This window comes from Chlorobiota bacterium (genome assembly GCA_016710285.1).
Taxonomy (GTDB): Bacteria; Bacteroidota; Ignavibacteria; order OLB7; family OLB7; genus OLB7.
Genome location: JADJXR010000001.1, coordinates 3,040,734 through 3,056,709, shown reverse-complemented (window position 1 = coordinate 3,056,709; position 15,976 = coordinate 3,040,734). Strand labels below are relative to the sequence as shown.

General features: G+C 57.3%; 12 protein-coding genes. 7 read left to right on the top strand and 5 right to left on the bottom strand.

Annotated features, from left to right (window positions below):
* Positions 1-45: 45 nt before the first annotated feature.
* From IPM61_11195 to dnaA, 3 genes are all read right to left on the bottom strand, one after another.
* Positions 46-2,442, bottom strand: a complete 2,397-nt coding sequence (locus IPM61_11195) for a phenylalanine--tRNA ligase subunit beta (protein MBK8911880.1) — start codon at positions 2,440-2,442, stop codon at positions 46-48.
* Between the two features lie 93 nt (positions 2,443-2,535).
* On the bottom strand, positions 2,536-2,916 hold the full coding sequence (locus IPM61_11190; protein MBK8911879.1) for a tRNA-binding protein: 381 nt from the start codon (positions 2,914-2,916) through the stop codon (positions 2,536-2,538).
* Entirely contained in the window at positions 2,916-4,358 is a 1,443-nt protein-coding gene (gene dnaA / locus IPM61_11185; GenBank protein MBK8911878.1) for a chromosomal replication initiator protein DnaA, read from the bottom strand. Before dnaA ends, IPM61_11190 begins: the two co-directional genes overlap by 1 nt.
* 259 nt (positions 4,359-4,617) lie before the next feature.
* Here dnaA and rpmH point away from each other — a divergent pair, with 259 nt between their 5' ends.
* The 4 genes from rpmH to yidC all read left to right on the top strand — a co-directional run bounded on the left by rpmH (position 4,618) and on the right by yidC (position 7,583).
* The gene (gene rpmH / locus IPM61_11180) at positions 4,618-4,773 is read left to right on the top strand and encodes a 50S ribosomal protein L34 (protein MBK8911877.1); all 156 of its coding nucleotides are present in this window, start codon (positions 4,618-4,620) and stop codon (positions 4,771-4,773) included.
* A gap of 133 nt (positions 4,774-4,906) precedes the next feature.
* On the top strand, positions 4,907-5,380 hold the full coding sequence (locus IPM61_11175; GenBank protein MBK8911876.1) for a ribonuclease P protein component: 474 nt from the start codon (positions 4,907-4,909) through the stop codon (positions 5,378-5,380).
* The gene (gene yidD, locus IPM61_11170) at positions 5,355-5,633 is read left to right on the top strand and encodes a membrane protein insertion efficiency factor YidD (protein MBK8911875.1); all 279 of its coding nucleotides are present in this window, start codon (positions 5,355-5,357) and stop codon (positions 5,631-5,633) included. Before IPM61_11175 ends, yidD begins: the two co-directional genes overlap by 26 nt.
* A 78-nt stretch (positions 5,634-5,711) precedes the next feature.
* A complete protein-coding gene (gene yidC / locus IPM61_11165; GenBank protein ID MBK8911874.1) occupies positions 5,712-7,583 on the top strand; it encodes a membrane protein insertase YidC in 1,872 nt (623 codons plus the stop codon).
* Between the two features lie 73 nt (positions 7,584-7,656).
* Here the strand turns inward: yidC and IPM61_11160 are convergent, their stop codons facing one another.
* A complete protein-coding gene (locus IPM61_11160; protein MBK8911873.1) occupies positions 7,657-10,764 on the bottom strand; it encodes a hypothetical protein in 3,108 nt (1,035 codons plus the stop codon).
* 72 nt (positions 10,765-10,836) lie between these two features.
* Positions 10,837-12,513 (bottom strand): T9SS type A sorting domain-containing protein, encoded by a 1,677-nt coding sequence (locus tag IPM61_11155; GenBank protein ID MBK8911872.1) that lies wholly within the window; start codon positions 12,511-12,513, stop codon positions 10,837-10,839.
* Positions 12,514-13,334: 821 nt separating this feature from the next.
* On the opposite strand from IPM61_11155, the gene IPM61_11150 reads away from it, so the two are divergent.
* From IPM61_11150 to IPM61_11140, 3 genes are read left to right on the top strand one after another with little or no spacing between them, the layout of a single operon-like run.
* On the top strand, positions 13,335-13,841 hold the full coding sequence (locus IPM61_11150; GenBank protein MBK8911871.1) for a DUF4397 domain-containing protein: 507 nt from the start codon (positions 13,335-13,337) through the stop codon (positions 13,839-13,841).
* 35 nt (positions 13,842-13,876) lie between these two features.
* Positions 13,877-14,908, top strand: coding sequence for a DUF4397 domain-containing protein (locus IPM61_11145; protein ID MBK8911870.1), 1,032 nt, complete (start codon positions 13,877-13,879; stop codon positions 14,906-14,908).
* A 32-nt stretch (positions 14,909-14,940) separates the two neighbouring features.
* Positions 14,941-15,945: an aspartate-semialdehyde dehydrogenase gene (locus IPM61_11140; GenBank protein ID MBK8911869.1), complete on the top strand. Its 1,005-nt coding sequence runs from the start codon at positions 14,941-14,943 to the stop codon at positions 15,943-15,945.
* Positions 15,946-15,976: the final 31 nt, after the last annotated feature.

The window sequence follows — 15,976 nt, the reverse complement described above, 5'->3', positions numbered from 1 at the left end:
TCTGTTGGCTGAATGTGCGGAAGTACGCGAAGCGTGTGGGAAAGGCTACTGGCGCAACCGCGCGCCGTGCTCCGCCGAAACGGCAGCCACAATCTGCCCCATCACGCGCTCAATCTCCGCGTCCTCCAGCGTTTGGTCGTGGCTGGTGAAGCTGATGGAGTATGCCAGCGATTTCTCGGTTGGCTCAATCCCTTTCCCCTGGTACAGATCGAACAGCCGCAACCCGCTTAGCAACGCCCCCCCGGCCACGCGGATGGTGGATTCCACCGCGCCGTTGGGAACCGCCGCCGGGAGAATCACGGCGATGTCGCGATGAACCACCGGGAACCGCGAAGGTGCGCGATAGCTGTTCTGCTGGAACGCATGGTTGGCCACCAACTCAAGGTCCAACAGAAGCAGAAATGGTTGCTTCAGAAGATCGTAGTGTTTGGCTGCCGAAGCGTCCAGCGGTCCCATCCTTCCAACTTCCTGGCCGCCGATGTGGATGGCCAGCGCCGGCGCGCCAATCCCCCACTGCGGGACCTCCACCGGGGCGAACGTGGCTTCCCGAACGGAGAGCCTTCCCAGCAATCGCTCCGCCGCTGCGCGAAGGTCGAACAGGTCGAACTGGCGGGCCGGGGTGTCCCAACCGGAAGGCTCGGCGGCCCCGGAAATCAACGCTCCAAGCTCGGTCATCTCCACAAACCCCGGTATCACCCCCTTCCCCGATTGGGAACGGCGGAAGGCCTTGCCGATCTCGAACAATTTTTGATCGGGGCGGCTGTGGCGTTCGTTCAACCCCGCAACGTTTGCCAGCGTGGGGGCAAGGCTGGTCCGCATGGCACTGGTGTCGCGACCAAGCGAGTTTTTCAGGTGGACGGGGTTTCCAAATTGGGCCGCGATTTCGGGGGAGGTTAGATGCAATCCCACAATTTCTGCGAAGCCGTTATCAACAAGGAATCGGCGGGTTTCGGCAATGGTTTTCAGCAGCGGGTCTTCGGAGGTGTCCATGCTGATTGGGGCGCGGGTATCTTCTGGGATGTTGTCGCATCCGTACAGCCTTCCAATTTCCTCGATCAGGTCAATCTCCCCGTAAATATCCACCCGATAGGAAGGGACGGTAACGTCCGCCCCGTTTTCCGATTCGGCAACGCCAAACCCCAATCGCCGAAGCAGCGCGGCTTGGTCCGGCCCGCCAAGCTCCACCCCAAGAATCTCCACCGTGCGAGCGTACCGAAGCTGGATTGTTTGTGGCGTGTGGGGAAGCGGATATTCATCAACGACCCCGGCAAGGATTTCGCCGCCGGCAAGCTGGGCAATCAGCTGGGCAGCGCGGTTGACGGCATAGAGGGTGATCTCAACATCGGCTCCGCGCTCGAAACGATAGCTGGCATCGGTGGCCAAGCCAAGTTTGCGTGCCGTGCGGCGGATTGAGGAGGGGTTGAAGTAGGCCGATTCGATCAGAACGTTGACGGTTGCATCGGTGATCTCCGAATTTTCGCCCCCCATGATTCCGGCAATCGCCACCGGTTTTTCGGCATCGCAGATCATCAAGGCGTTATCGGGAAGGGTCTGTTCCTTGCTGTCGAGCGTCGTGAACTTCTGGCCGCTGACGGCGCGAACAACAATCTGCTGCCCGGCAATGGTATCCAGATCGAAGGCATGAAGCGGGTGGCCACACTCGAACATCACGTAGTTGGCAACATCCACCACGTTGTTCCGTGGGCGGACCCCCAGCTTCCGCAAAAGGCTTTGCAACCATTCCGGCGATGGGCCAATCCGAACCCCACGCACAACGCGGGCGGAGTAGCGGGGGCAAAGCTCCGGGTCCTCAATTCGGATGCTGATTGCACCGCTGGCTGGGGATTCCGATTCGGAAATTTGCGGGGTTGGCCAATGAACCGGGTTCCCAGTCAGCGCGGAGATTTCGCGGGCAAGGCCGGTGTGGCCCAAGCAATCGGCACGGTTTGGGGTGATGTCAACATCGTAGATCACCTCACCCAGCAGGTCCGCCAACGGCGTGCCAACCTGGGCATCATCGGGAAGCACCAGAATGCCATCGTGCCCTTCCCCCAAGCCCAGCTCCTGCTCGCTACAGATCATCCCCTGCGACTCCACCCCACGGATTTTCCGTTTCTCAATCGTGAAGCCTGCGGTGTGGATAAACGCACCGATTGGCGCAAACGCAATCTTCTGCCCGGCGGCAACATTCGGCGCGCCGCACACCACCTGGAACGTCTCGGCTCCGGTGCTGACGGTGCAAAGCGAAAGGCGGTCGGCATTGGGGTGTTGTTCGCGGGTAAGAACCTGGCCAACAACAAACGGAGCCAACGATTCGCGGCGGTTTTCGGCCACCGTTACTTCAAGTCCAAGTTGAAGTAATCGGTCGCAGAGTTCGGTAGGTGAAAACTGATATGGCGTGATTGACTGCAACCACGATTCAGCAACGCGACGAGTGGGCATGGGAACGCACGATCCTAATGAGAAGATGAAGGTTTGGGTGGCAAATGTAGCGAAAGGGAGGCGCGGAGCAAGCAGGAAGGTGCGGATTCAACGCTATGAAACACGGCTTCCGTTGGGAACCGGGCGTTCGACGCCAAGCAGGACCACCCCTTCCGGGGTTTCGATTCCCAGCACCAAGCATTGGCTTTCCACGCCGGCAACGTTGCGTGCCGGGAAGTTCACCACGGCAATCACCTGGCGTGCGATCAAGGTTTCGGGGGAATAGAGGACCACCAGTTGCGCGCTGCTGGTGCGCAGGCCCAGCGGGCCGAAATCAATCGTCAGCACAAACGAAGGCTTGCGGGCGCGTGGATTCAGTTCGCACGCAAGCACGGTTCCAACCCGAAGCTCGCACGCAAAAAACTGCTCAACCGAAACCGCTGCAAGGTTTTGCGGGGAAATCACCCCTTGCTTCTGGAGCGCGACATCGTCCATCACTGCCCCGGCAGGTTCAGTTTTTGGCGGATAGCAAACAGGGCGCGGCGGGTCGGTTCGTCGCGGTCCTTCAGCGAGTCCACCATGGTGATGGCGTGCATCACCGTGGTGTGGTCCCTTCCGCCAAAATGGTTGCCGATTGTTTTCAGCGAGGTGCTGGTCAGCTCGCGGATCAACGCCATTGCAATCTGCCGCGCCTGCACGATTTCCTGCTTGCGGGTTTTCCCTGTCAGCAGGCTAATCGGGAGGTTGAAATGCTCGCACACCGCACTCTGGATCTGCTCGATGGTAATCACCGGGTCAATCGTCACGGCAATTCCGTTGACGACTTCGCGGGTAAGGTCCAGGGTCAGCGATAAGTTCCGAAGCGAACTTTCGGCAAGGAGCGAGATCAAGCATCCCTCCATCTCACGGACGGAGCTTGTCACGTTGCGGGCGATATACTCAATCACATCGGGGGGAAGGTCGTAGCCCTCGCTGATGCTCATTTTCTGCAAGATCGCCACGCGGGTTTCGAAATCCGGGGGTTGGATGTCGGTGGTAAGGCCCCACTGGAATCGGCTAATCAGCCGTTCGTCAACGCCGCGCAGCTGTTTTGGGGGAACGTCGCTGGTCAGCACAATCTGCTTGCCGGTGTGGTGCAGTGCGTTGAAGGTGTGGAAGAAATTATCCTGCGTTTTTTCCTTATCGCTAAAAAACTGAATGTCGTCCACCATCAGCACGTCAACATTGCGGTAGTAGTTGATGAACTCCTGCGACTTGTTGTGCTGAATGGCGTTGACGAACTCCAACGTGAACCGCTCGGAGCTGATGTAAACCACCGAACTTCCCGGGCGCTGCTGCATGACGTGGTGGCCAATGGCCTGGACCAAGTGGGTTTTGCCCAGCCCGACCCCGCCATAAATCACCAGCGGGTTGAAGCGGGTTCCGCCGGGGTTATCGGCCACGGCTTTTGCTGCGGCGTAGGCAAGCTGGTTGCACTCCCCCGTCACAAAATTCTCGAAGGTAAAGCGCGAGTTCAGATATGTGGATTCCGGCTTTGCTTGCTGCTGGATGGAGGGGGTGGAAAATGGAAGCCCGGTTTGGGTTGCCGGATACTTCACCGTTGCGCCGGCAGCGGCGGCTGCGCGGTTCGGCACGGTGATGAAGCGGGCCTCGGCAGGCTCGTTCGGGTTGTCAACCACGGTGTGGTAGCGCAGCTGGGCCTGGTCCCCCAGCACCTGCACCATGGTTTTGCGGACAAGGGCGTAGTAGTGCTCCTCAATCCATTCATAAAAAAATTGGCTGGGGACCTCAATGGTCAGCGTGGCGCCATCAAGCTGCAAGGGCTTGGTTGGCTCGAACCACGTTTTGAACGCTTGATAGGTGACTTGATCTTTGATAAGCTCAAGGCACCTTGACCACGCAGTATGGGCATTCTGTTGACCAGGGGGTTGTATCATTAGATTTTTGTTGGAAGTAGAGAAAGAAGTTAGAAGCCGTGCAAACAGGAAGAACAGCAGCCGGAAAGCAGTGGGGGCAAATTACGACATGGCCAAAAGCTGAAGCAACAGTTCCACAGTTTCACGCAACTTCCCCTACCAAGAAAATTTGTTAGCTACGGTAAGCGGGCAAAAAAACGTGTGATGGATTGCCGGAGCAAGTGTATTTTTGGCGTTCTTCAACTGAGACTTTCAACAACAACATAACCGGAATACCCTTATGAAACGGACGTATCAACCAAGCCGCCGCAAGCGCCGCAACGCTCACGGCTTCCGCGCACGCATGGCCAGCAAGAACGGGCGGAAGGTGATTGCACGCCGCCGCGCCAAAGGCCGCTACCGCCTTACCGTCAGCGATGCGATGCCACAGGCCTAACCTGATTTTGAGAGCAATGCGAACGCGGATTGTGATCGTTCAACAGTGATCGCAATCCGCGTTTCCGTTGAAATAAGGTTGCAATAAGGCCGCAGATCTTTTCTGAAGAACCCCGCACCGTCCCCAAAAAACAATGGATTCCCAGCAACCAATCGGAACCCCAGCCAGCTTGCCACGCTCGGCAATCCTTCGGGGGAACGAGCCGGTCCGCACCCTGTTCCAACAAGGGAAAGGGTTCCGCCAGGGGGCCATTGTGATAAAATACCACGTGGTGGAGCTGGCCCAGGGGGAACCGCCCCAACAGCAAACGGTGTTGGCCGGTTTCTTTGTCCGGAAGGGGAAGGGCGGGGCAATCCGCCGCAACCGGATTCGGCGGCTTCTGCGCGAAAGCTATCGGCTTGTTCGTCATGGGTTCGTGCAATCGCTTCCGCCGGGGCTTACCCTCCATTTGGCATTCCTTTGGAGCGCGCCAAGCGGGGATCAGCAATCCCCTCCTCCTCCGTTTGCCGATATCCAGAATGATGTTCGCAAAGGATTGGAGCGTTTGCGCCGCAAAGTGATGAAGGATTTGCAAGAAGGACATGAACCCGCAACCGCAGAACTATAACCAGCAACGCCCCGAAGCCACTTCCCCCCCCCGGAAAGGACCGGTTACCGTTGGCTTCATCAAAGCGATTCGGGGCTATCAGCGATTCCTTTCGCCGCTGCTTCCGCCAAGCTGCCGTTTCCATCCAACGTGCTCGGAATACACACGGCAGGCGATTGAAAAATACGGGGCGGCGCGGGGAACATATTTGGGGGTGCGGCGCATCTTAAAATGCCACCCGTTCCACCCTGGCGGCTACGACCCTGTGCCGTAGCCGCAACCGGCAATCTAAACAGAAGTTCGCGCCGTCGTCTGGCGCGAAGTCGTTTTCTTGATTTGAGCAACACACAGAATGGACAAACGGACTATCCTTGCATTTGTGCTGATCGGCGTGGTGATCGTCGGTTGGTCAATGTTCTTTGCCCCAACCCCAGAAGAACAAACCGCAAGCCGCCGCGACACCGCCGCGAACACTGCGCCCGCGCCAGCAACGCCCGCAGCACCAACGGCTCCGGCTGCAATCCCGCCCGCGCAACGCCTTCCCGAACAGTACGCCCCGCTGATTGCCACCAGCAGCAAGCTGGTGACGGTGGAAACGCCAACCTACACGGCAGTGCTGAACACACGCGGCGGATTGCTTGCGCGATTCACCCTGAAAAATTACAAAACCTGGTATGGCGCGCCGGTTCAGCTGATTGCCGACAGCAGCGGTTTCCCCGGTGTGCTGGGGTTGGATTTCACCGATGCTGCCGGGAAGGAGATCACCACCGGCGATCTGCAGTTCACGATTGACGGGCCGGAGAAGATCACCCTGGGCGCGAACGACTCGGCAGTGGTGACGGCACGGCTGGCAATCCCAAGCTCCGATTCCACCGGAACAGCACGGACGATTGAGAAGCGGTTTGTGTTCCACGGCAGCAACTACGGCATCGGTTTTAGCGTGGCGATGACCGGGATGGAGGGACAGATTGCCGGGGGGAATTACACACTCCGTTGGACCGGAGGGATGAAGTACCAAGAACACAACAGCGTGGATGAATCCAGCCGTGCAAAAGCCCACGCGAAGGTCAACGACGAGCTTCACAACCTGGACCAAACCGAGACCGGAAAAGGGTCCAGCACCGACTACAGCGGCAGCGTTGAATGGGTGGGGACGCACGTCAAGTATTTCGGCAGCGCGCTGATTCCGGCAACGCCCATCAGCGGCGCGAACGTCCGGCTAACAGGATTCGCCTTCCCGGTGGATTCCAACGGCCACGTGGAAACATACGCTTGGGCATTGCGGGTTCCGTTCAAGGCCAACGCACCTTCCCAACAGTTCACGCTGTTTGTTGGCCCGCTGCAGTACGACGCGCTAAAGCAGTATGGCGTTTCCGATATGTTGGATTTCGGCTGGGCACCAATCCGCCCAATCGGCGAGTATCTGCTGCTGCCGATGTTCCGGTTTCTTCACAGCTTCATCCCGAACTACGGCTTCGTCATCATCATTTTCTCCATCCTGATTCGCTTGGCGTTGTGGCCCCTTTCGGTTCCGCAAATCCGCTCGGCGCGGAAGATGCAGCTGCTGAAACCGGTGATGGACGATCTTCGCCAGAAACACAAAGGCGACCCGCAACGCCAGCAGATGGAGACAATGAAGATCTATCGCGAGTATGGCATCAACCCAATGGGTGGATGCTTGCCGATGGTGCTCCAGCTTCCAATCCTGTACGCACTCTACGCCACGCTCAGCAACGCGATTGACCTTCGGCAAGCCGGGTTCATGCTTTGGATCCACGATCTTTCCATCCCTGATGCAATCCTCCATCTTCCCTTCAGCCTTCCGCTGTTGGGGAACGCAATCAGCGGGATGGCGTTGATTATGGGAGTCAGCATGTTCTTCCAGAACAAGATGCTGATCACCGATCCGCAGCAGAAGATGATGATCTACTTGATGCCAGTCCTGCTTACGCTCACCTTCAACTTCCTCCCTTCCGGGCTGAACCTGTACTACCTCACCTTCAACGTTTTGGCGATTGGCCAGCAGGTCTGGATGACGAAGTACAGCAAAACCACTATGACGCTGGAGACGTTGCGGCGCGAGGCATCGCAGAAGAAGAAAGGGTGGCTAGCGCAGAAGATGGAAGAAGCGCAGCGAATGGCCGAGATGCAGCGGAACGGCCAATCTTCCGGCCCACGCAAAGTTGACGGAAGAACACCAGTGGAGCCAAAGAAGAAGAAATAACCGAAAGCATATCGTTGGGGCATGGCACGTGCCATGCCCCAACGACAGTTTCCAAATCCTTCATGTCAACCGATTACTTCACCACAATCAGCACTTGCTCTGCTTGCCAGCTTCCGCTGCGGATTCGGCAGTAATACACCCCAGAGCTTAACCGATTCGCGTTCCACACTATCCGGTGTTCCCCTTCTCCTAATTCCCCAACAAACAACCGCTCCACCACTAACCCACGGCTGTCGCTGATCTCTACTTCCGTCCAGCCCGATAACCCCAACTCAAACTCTATCTCCGTCGTCGGGTTGAACGGATTCGGGTGGTTCGGGTGCAATGCGTACCCCGACGCACCAACCTCCATCAAGCGATTACTCAAGCCGCAAATCGAATCTACTCCAATCCGACCCGGAACCCATGACAGCGTTCGGCACTCCATCGGCTCCACACTTCCGCCGAGTCGTAACTCGCTCACGACTGAGTCTCCAACAAACCCACCGAACTTCAGCCGTGCAACCTCACCACTTCCCAACAAGCCTTGCCCGCCGGGCGGGATCAAAAGCATTCGCACTTCCCCCAGGCTGTCACTGCTCACCGTCAGGCTCCAGCCAATCGTTGCTTGGCCAATCGCGACTCCTTCGGTTCCCCACTCCTTTGCCAGACTCACCACTCGCGGGTTCCACTCCATCACCAACTCAATCCCCGTCATCATGCTCGATGATGCTCCCTCGGTCACGATGCTCACCTCACTCGTTCCGCCAACACCAACACGGTAGTCACGGCCAATCGAAAACTCTCGCTGCTCGGCGGGGGTGATCCTCACTGTGACGCTATCCTCAACCCAGCAGCCCTCTTGGCTTTGCACTCGCACATGGTAGGTGGTGGTTGCTGATGGGCTGGCGGTTGGCGTGGCGCAGGTGTCGCAGCTAAGGCCAATGCTCGGGGTCCAACGAATTTGCGCACCCGCTGCGTTGCTGGAAACACTCAGCTGTGCCACCCCGCCACCACACATCGCCGTGTCGCCCGATGCCACTGCCAACAGCGGCAATGCCACCCTGACGGTGATGCTGTCGCGGGCGGTGCAGCCGTTAGGGGTCCTCACCGTTGCGGTGTAGGTGGTTGTTTGGGTTGGATTGGCTGTGGTGGTTCGGCAGGTGTCGCAACTAAGGCCAGTGCTTGGGGTCCATTGCACGTCCCCGAAGTCGGCGGTTGCGACCAGTGTGGTGGATTCGCCTGCGCAAAGCACCGGTTTCCCCTGCATCGCAAGGCGAATGCTAGGCTGCGGGTGAACCACCACCAGCACCGAATCTACCAGCGGAGCACCGCAGGCCGTGACGGCGCGCAGGTGATAGAGCGTTGTTGTCGCCGGCGTTGCTTGGGTTGCCATGCAGGTGTCGCAGTCAAGGCCGGTGCTTGGGGTCCAGCCTATCAGCCGTGATCCATTGGAAAGGACTCCGCGAAGGGTGATGCTTTCCCCGGCACAGATGCTTTCAACGGGGTCAATGCGCAGGCTGCCACTGTCGGCCACGGTGACGGTGATGGTGTCGTGGGAAACGCAGCCGTTGCTGTTGCGGGCGGTGAGGATGTAGCTGGCTGATTGACGCGGAACGGCAATCGGGTTGGCGCAATTCCAGCAGGAGAGATCGTTGGTGAACGCCCACGTAAGCGTGCCGCTGCCGCTCCCTTGCAGTTGGAGCGTATCGCCCGGGCAGATGGCCGTGTCGCGTCCGGCGTTGACGGTTGGCGGGGCAACCACACGAAGGGTGGCGCGTGCGGTGTCGGTGCCGAACTCGTTGAAGACGACCAGTTCCACGGTGTAGGTCCCGGGTGAATCGTAGCAGAGGGGCGGAGGGATTGGGAGGGTTGAGGTATCGGGGGTTGCCCCCGGGAAACGCCAGAGCCTGCCGGAAGGTGGACCGAAGGTTGCCGATGGCCGCGAGGTATCTTGCAAGCGGAAGCACTCCCCAAGGCAAAGCACCGAATCGCTGAGGGAGAAGCGTGCTTGTGGCGGCAAGCAGCGGATCGGGTTGGGGTCGTACCAGCTGTCAACAAGGTTGGGGAGGATTACCGCCGATGCCCCTTTCAAGTCCAACCATTGTTCCACATATCGGCACTGGGGTCCAGGCTCATCGGGGCGTTCAAGCATTGCAAGGTAGTACCCCGGCCCCCCAACAACAATCATTCCATTCGGGGCAATTTGCAGACAGTAGAGACCTCCTGTTTTATGCACGACATCATAGGTAGCGATCAACGTTTTCGTGGACAAGAAATCGGGAGCGTTGAGGTCGAACTGGAAGAGGCTATCCCGAAAATTCTCATCATACAAACCAATAACGTACAATTTTGAGCTATTCGGAGAGAAGCTCAATCCGAAGGTCTGTTGCCCGATGGGGATGAGTTGGGAGTTTGAGACAACACCAGTAGTGTTGTCAAAATCAGCAAGTTCAATCGTTCCATCCTGCATGATTGCCGCAGCAAGTTTCTTCCCGTTGGGGGAGATTTTCAAGTAGCCACGAGCGTTGTGGGTTTTTTTATCACGATACTCATGGTTGACTCCGGTGCGGGAGATGACCGGCCCGGCAATCCCGGTGTCGCTGACGTGGTAGGCGTAGTAGCGATCATCGTTCCAGCCATGGGCCAGCACCCAGTATCCCTTGCCAGTGCAGTCTTGGGTGGCAGCAAGTTTCTCAGCGGCGGGCTTAAAGAGTGGAATGTTCTTTTGCACGACATCCCCCAACCCACCATCCCGCCGCATATCCACCACGGAGTAATTCACGCCACGCCGTTGCACTCCTGCGGAATCATCAAAATATGGCTGCCAGTCGGCGGTGAAGATATAGTAGAGCATGGTATCGGCGGGATCAGGAAGGATGAGTGCCGATTGTGAGGATGATGTATGTCCCCAAAGAGCCCCAACCGCCCAGTTCGCATTCGGCATCGTTGTGTGATTGCGATTCCACACCTCTTCGCCGTTGGTATAAAAGAGCCATTGCTTCCCGCTACGGTTGGCAATGCTGGCAATCCCTTCGCCAACATCTGTCGGCTCACTCAATCCTGGGAACGTAGTTGGTGGGGTAGTATTAAAGTCTATTCCAACGTTGACGGTAATCCAGATATTTCCTTCTTGCTGGGCATGGAGAAGCATTGCTGTCACCCACAACACAAGTGGAAGCATCACTATTTGTCGTTTCATCACGACCTCTATGAAAAAATGCCACACACCCTCGGCACATTCCCGTGCCGAGGGTGCATAGCGTGTTGATGATTAACGACGCAGGATGAACGTGCTGTTCATCACTGTTTCCCCGATTTGTATCCGAACACGGTAGCTGCCCGACGGCCAATCCGAACCGTCCACCCGAAGGTCGTTCAGCCCTATTCGGAGGTTTTGTTGTTGCGCACCCATCAGGTTCCCATCCGCTCCATAGATGCTCACCAACGCCGGCCCGCTTCCGGAAACCAGCATCAGCGGTATCGTGGTAAGCCCCGTTGTCGGGTTCGGAACCGGCTCCCCTACGGTTGCCACCACGCTGCTCTGTGTGGTTCCCGCACTGCTGAACGTCGGTAGCTCTGGCGTGGCTTGCTTCATCGGCGGTAGCCCGATCCCCGGCCACGGGTCTTCATCCCAGCCCCCGGTGCTATCAACGGTGATCGTGTCACCGCTGGTGGTCATCGTGATCCATTTTACAACGCCAAGGTTCGTGCAACCGCAGAGCAAGAACTTGATGCAGTCGCAAGGATCAACCGGTGGTCCATCAAAAACCCAAACCGTAGATGGAGGTATTGGAGGGATTGCTGCTTTCCAAGCAGGCCCATGCGGTGGCAGAGCAATAACCCCTGTGCAGGTTGTCCCAACATCAATGACGACCTTATCAAACTTCTTGTTCCCCGTCCCTTTGCTTCCGCCGCACTGGGTGTTGCTGGTGTTCTTGTTGCAGATCTCTAACGTGTCGCACCCGGGAACCGCTGTCCTGCCCAATCGCCCCTCATCCTTGTCCAAGTAGCAGTCAGGGCAATCCAGCTTCGGGAAGGTGTGCTGAATCTGTGGAGGATGATCCCCACTGGCTCCACCAGAACCGCTCCCCGGACTCCAATAGCCACAGAACCCTTCCCCTGGCTGCACATACACCGTCTTCTCTCCCTCGGTACAGCAGAACGGTATCTTGATCTTGAACGAATCGCACGGCTTAAGTCCTTGATTCGTTGACGCAAACGCGAAGTACGTTTTGCCATTGATATACTGCGATTGCGTTGTCACCCAATCGCGGAACTGCGGCTTGTTTGCCTTGGAGCAAATCTCCAGCCCCCCTACCCAAAACTCTATCCGCCGCATCGGGCCGCACTGCGGGTAGCCGTGGTCGTTCTTTACGGTGATTTCTACGTAATCGCACCCGAACTTCACATCCCAGCTGTTGCAGGCCGAGGCGTAGAACTGGCACGCCCCACAGTTCCCCGCATTGCACACCGGCGGGCGAAGTGTCACCCGTTCATAGTTCCGACCGCTCGGCGGACCGGTTTCGTCTACACAGCTTGGATTCCCGTTGGCATCGCTGAAATAGACCTTCATGTCGAACCCGCCGTTGGCACAGCTTGAGTCAATCGACCCGGTGATACACCCTATGCAGATGAGGAACGTGTCAATCTCGCATCGGGCAAAGTCTGGGGCTGGCACGACAGGATCCCGCTGCCACGTTATTTTATTAGGATGATCCGTTGTGTAGGCGTAGTTGGGGTAGTACGTGCCAGATGAATCATACACCCAAGTACTGTCCTTGACCGGGCTAATCTGCACGTTCACGTCCTCGAAGCAGGCAGGATTGACAAGCTCCATGGTGAGATACCGTGCGGTGTCATATGTCGCGCAGCGTGAAGCGACTCCACTATGTTGATGGTTATAGACGATCAAGCGATAGCAGGTGGAGTTATTTTGCAGAGTGGCCACCTCCAACTTGGCTTCGATGCAGTTGGTGGTTTGATCTTGGTCACCCAAACATTTGGCACATTGTCCCCAAAGTGCTGTAGAAGAAGTCCCGAACAGCAGAAGTGCTGTTACAAGGAATATGAAAGTTTTCATTGTCTTTGTTCATGCTTAGTTTAGTATTGTAGTTGGTTACGTCGGCGAATCGGCCTCGGTGGGCCGCCAATAATTCCGTCGTTCGATTGGGGAATCGAGTGTAGTTCCAAGCAGCTACAGATGTGAGTTATGGTGCGCGGTCCATCGGGGCCTCCTTATTTGGTTGATTATGGTTGTTGTGGTATGGCAATGAATGCCGCAGCCCGCTGCGGTGCCAACGGCACGCGGCAGCCAAGAGCCTTAACACACAAGCCCTGAAAAACGAAACGGTTCTGAGCGAAAGTTGCAGCGCAGCGGTATCGAAGCCCCAACGGGGCTTCGTGGAAGAACTTCGTGGAAGAACAGGATTGCAAGAATTCTGCCGAAGTAGGCGATGGTCGTTCGGGTTCATAGGGTCGCTGTACAAAAAACAATGACAGGTGTACCAATCCGATAACGTCGCGGAAGAATCTACGGGCAAAGCTAAGCAGCCCGGATAGACGAAGCAAGGACAATGTGAAGCAATGTTAATTTTTTTTCTTTAACTGACAATAGGCCCATATTTAAGAATAAAACAGCGTTTTGGGGGTGATGTGAGGGAACCCACGGCACCTCCACTGCGGATGTTCATCATCTGCGTTATCTTGTGTCATTCTTGCAACGTGGGGCTTAAATTCCCCCGGCTCTGACACCGAATCGTAGCGTTACCGATGAACAGCACTCTGCTTCGCACCGCCGGCTTGGCCGCCTTCTTTGTTATCGGGTTGCTCCTTGCTTCCTGCTCGCCCGATGACCCTTTTGTCCCAACCCCAAAACCTGACGACACCGTCGTGGACCTGAAGGGGAAAGCCTTTCTGCGGGTCGTTCACGCTTCCCCCGATGCCCCCAACGTCACGGTCCTCCTTGCCGGACAGCCGCTGTTTGGCAACACGCCGCAGCAGTATCTTTTCTTCCAAACCAATATCAACGAAGCCAAATATTACCCGGTGGATACCACTGGCGCGGCGGGCAAAACGTTGGCATTCCTGAACGCTGGAGCGTTGGTGGCGCAAACAACGGCGCGGATGGATAGCGGAGCCTACTACACCGCATATTTGTACGGCGTTTCGGGGGATTACCGCGTGCTGCTTACCGCCGACACACTTTTCCCCACCCCAGCCATTGACTCGGCTACCGTTACCGCATCATCCACCTTTCTCCCGATGCCGGCGCGGTGAATGTGAAGGTTGGCGACCCCAAAGCAAGTGCGGAGTTGGTGATCACCAATCTGAGCTACGGCCAGGCCAGCGCGTACGTCAACAGCCGGTCCTACATCCTGGGGCAAGGGACCGGATTGTACGTGCTGGATGCAGCAACGGGGGATGGCTTATTCGACCTGCCCGCACCGTTTGTCAACCTTCCCGGAACCGCCGCCTTCACCATTGTGATGACCGGCAACGCAAAGCCAAAAGGTGAGCAGCCCTTCCTGTTCTTTAACCTGTTCCAGGAAAACCGCGGCCCCGACAACAACAAACTCTACGGAGGCCTCCCCTTCCGCATTGACTTCGGCGCGGTGCGGACGGTGAACCTTGCGGCCACAAGGGATAGTGCCCTTACCACCACGTTCTACGACCCCAACCGGCTGGCGAAATACGCCACAAACGAATATTACCGCCGGGACTTCACATCAAGCCAGAGAATCGTGTACAACCGTCCGTTTTGGGAGAAGGTCACCGATGCCGAGGAGAAGCAAGGCCCCTACTTTTTACTCAGTCTTCTATTCCGTCGTGATTGGCCGTACCGTGTTGAGATTCACAGGCCATACACCGACTATAACGTCTTCAATTTTGGATACAGCACTCCGCTGGTTGATGGGCCACAGCCATTAAAAATGGAGCCAAACAACCGCTACACCATCTACGTCAGCGGTCCGTTCGACACCACCAAGGCGCGTTCAACCGTTGTTCGCGATAACCTGCCGGTGCCGTCGGGTGGGAACGTGCGGCTGCGGTTCTTCCATGCAGGGTTCAACGATTCCGCAACCACGCTGCAACTTCGGGTAAGCGGGGTGGCAACGCCGCTGCAATCGTACGCCGCCGCGCCAAGCAACACCGCCGCAGCATCGGTGCAGGTTGCCGCCGGGACAATCACCGCCCAAGTGGTGGATGCTTCCGGGAATGTGGTGGCCAGCCGTAACGGGATCGCCCTTCAAGCGGGAAACAACTACATGATCGCCTACTCCAACGACCACGATGGAAACGGGCGGGTCATCTCCGTAATCCCCGAAGAAGTGTTCATCAAGTAACACGCGTTCCCTTTTCTACCAAAACCATTTTCATGAGCTACTCCATTGCCATTGTTGGCGCAACTGGCCTTGTTGGCCGCACCATGCTGCAGGTCCTTGAAGAACGGAATTTCCCAATCGAGAAGCTGACGCTGCTGGCCTCGAAAAACTCCGCCGGAAAGAAGGTGAGGTTCCGCGGGAAAAGCCACACTATCCAAGAGCTTACCCCCGACTCGTTCGCCGGGGTGCAGATTGCGTTGTTCTCGGCGGGGGGAAGCGTCAGCCGCCACTACTGCCCAATTGCCGCAGCGGCTGGGGCGGTGGCCATTGATAACAGCAGCGCGTGGCGGATGGATAAAAAAACCCCGTTGGTGGTTCCCGAAGTCAACCCCGGCGCAGCATTGAAGCATCGCGGAATCATCGCCAACCCGAACTGCTCCACCATCCAGCTGGTGGTTGCGCTGAAGCCATTGCACGAATCCTTTGGGCTGAAGCGGGTGGTGGTTTCCACCTATCAAGCAATTTCTGGAGCGGGGCAAAGCGGGGTGGACCAGTTGATGGCCGAGCTAAAAGGGAAGCAACCGGCCAAGCCGAAGTTCCCCCGCCCGGCGGCCTTCAACACCATCTTCCACAGTTTTTTGGAGGGGAGCGATTACAGCGAGGAAGAGAACAAGATGATGAACGAGACGCGGAAGATTATGGAGCTGCCGAAGCTGGCCGCAACCATGACCTGCGTCCGAATCCCCACGATTGCCGCGCATGCCGAATCGGTCAATGCTGAGTTTTCGCAGCCGGTAACTCCGGCAAAGGCACGGAAGATTTTGCAGAAGGCCAGCGGCGTTATCGTGATGGACGATCCGGTGGCGGACCTCTATCCAACGGTGCTGGATGCCGAGGGGCGCGATGAAGTTTTTGTTGGCCGCATCCGCCGCGACGCTTCGCAGCCGAACACGCTGAACCTGTGGGTGGTTGGCAACAACGTCCGCAAAGGGGCAGCAACCAACGCGGTCCAGATTGCAGAGTTGTTGGTGGAAAAAGGGCTGGTGCAAAAAAACTGATCGGGGGGATTTCCCGGCAATGGCGGCCGCC

What these genes read in the sequence shown, in the direction of transcription:
- IPM61_11195 (MBK8911880.1), bottom strand. Translation starts at nt 2,442, where the DNA reads ATGCCCACTCGTCGCGTTGCTGAATCGTGGTTGCAGTCAATCACGCCA.
- IPM61_11190 (MBK8911879.1), bottom strand. Translation starts at nt 2,916, where the DNA reads ATGGACGATGTCGCGCTCCAGAAGCAAGGGGTGATTTCCCCGCAAAAC.
- dnaA (MBK8911878.1), bottom strand. Translation starts at nt 4,358, where the DNA reads ATGATACAACCCCCTGGTCAACAGAATGCCCATACTGCGTGGTCAAGG.
- rpmH (MBK8911877.1), top strand. Translation starts at nt 4,618, where the DNA reads ATGAAACGGACGTATCAACCAAGCCGCCGCAAGCGCCGCAACGCTCAC.
- IPM61_11175 (MBK8911876.1), top strand. Translation starts at nt 4,907, where the DNA reads ATGGATTCCCAGCAACCAATCGGAACCCCAGCCAGCTTGCCACGCTCG.
- yidD (MBK8911875.1), top strand. Translation starts at nt 5,355, where the DNA reads ATGAACCCGCAACCGCAGAACTATAACCAGCAACGCCCCGAAGCCACT.
- yidC (MBK8911874.1), top strand. Translation starts at nt 5,712, where the DNA reads ATGGACAAACGGACTATCCTTGCATTTGTGCTGATCGGCGTGGTGATC.
- IPM61_11160 (MBK8911873.1), bottom strand. Translation starts at nt 10,764, where the DNA reads ATGAAACGACAAATAGTGATGCTTCCACTTGTGTTGTGGGTGACAGCA.
- IPM61_11150 (MBK8911871.1), top strand. Translation starts at nt 13,335, where the DNA reads ATGAACAGCACTCTGCTTCGCACCGCCGGCTTGGCCGCCTTCTTTGTT.
- IPM61_11140 (MBK8911869.1), top strand. Translation starts at nt 14,941, where the DNA reads ATGAGCTACTCCATTGCCATTGTTGGCGCAACTGGCCTTGTTGGCCGC.